This is a genomic window from Lysobacter brunescens, from assembly GCF_042677005.1.
GTDB classification, from domain to species: domain Bacteria; phylum Pseudomonadota; class Gammaproteobacteria; order Xanthomonadales; family Xanthomonadaceae; genus Lysobacter_I; species Lysobacter_I brunescens.
The window spans coordinates 1-761 of sequence record NZ_JBHTIF010000025.1 but is presented as its reverse complement, the minus strand read 5'-3'; the positions used below and the strand labels follow the sequence as shown (position 1 = coordinate 761).

Annotated in this window: 1 protein-coding gene; it reads right to left on the bottom strand. The window is 69.3% G+C overall.

Annotated features, from left to right (window positions below):
• Nucleotides 1–761: AMP-binding protein (locus tag ACFQ0E_RS19175; RefSeq protein ID WP_386826639.1), on the bottom strand; the 761-nt coding region annotated here is incomplete at both ends.

The following is a 761-nucleotide window of genomic DNA, read 5'->3' as shown; positions in this document are numbered from 1 at the left end:
CGCGTGCCGCTGTCGGCCACCATGTAACGCAGCCGCTCCGCAGGATAGCCCGGGTCCAGCGGCAGATACCCCGCGCCCGCCTTCAGCACGCCCAGCAGCGCCGCTACAAGGTCGCCGTGACGCTCGCAGCACACGCCCACCATCGCGCCTCGCGACACGCCCTCGGCACGCAGACGCGACGCCACCTGCTCCGCACGCGCGTTCAACGCCGCATACGACCAGCGACGATCCCCGCTCACCAGCGCCACGGCATCCGGCGTCGACGCCGCCTGCCGCTCGATCCGCCTCGGCAGGCTCTCCAGCGACTGCTGCTCCGCAACCGGCGCATGCCATCCCAGCACCTGCGCACGCTCCGCATCGCCCAGCACAGGCAACCGGCCCAGCCGCGACTGCGGCTCCGCCACCGCCGCTTCCAGCAGGCATTCGAAACTCCGTGCCCAACCTCGCACGCTCGTCTCCGTGAACAGGTCCGTCGCATAGCGCCAGTACAACGACAGCCCGTCCGCGTCCTCGTTCACCGTCAGCGTCAGGTCGAACTTGCTCACCGCTCGATCCAGCGCGTACTCGCCGAAACGCAGGCCCTCGCCCAGCGACAGCTCCGCGCGCTCGTTGTTCTGCCACAGCAGCATGATCTGGAACAGCGGGTTGTAGCTCAGCTGGCGCACCGGATTGATCGCTTCCACCAGCAGCTCGAACGGCATGTGCTGGTGCGCGAAGTCCGCCAGCAGGTCGCGACGCGACGCCTCCAGCAGCTCGGCGAA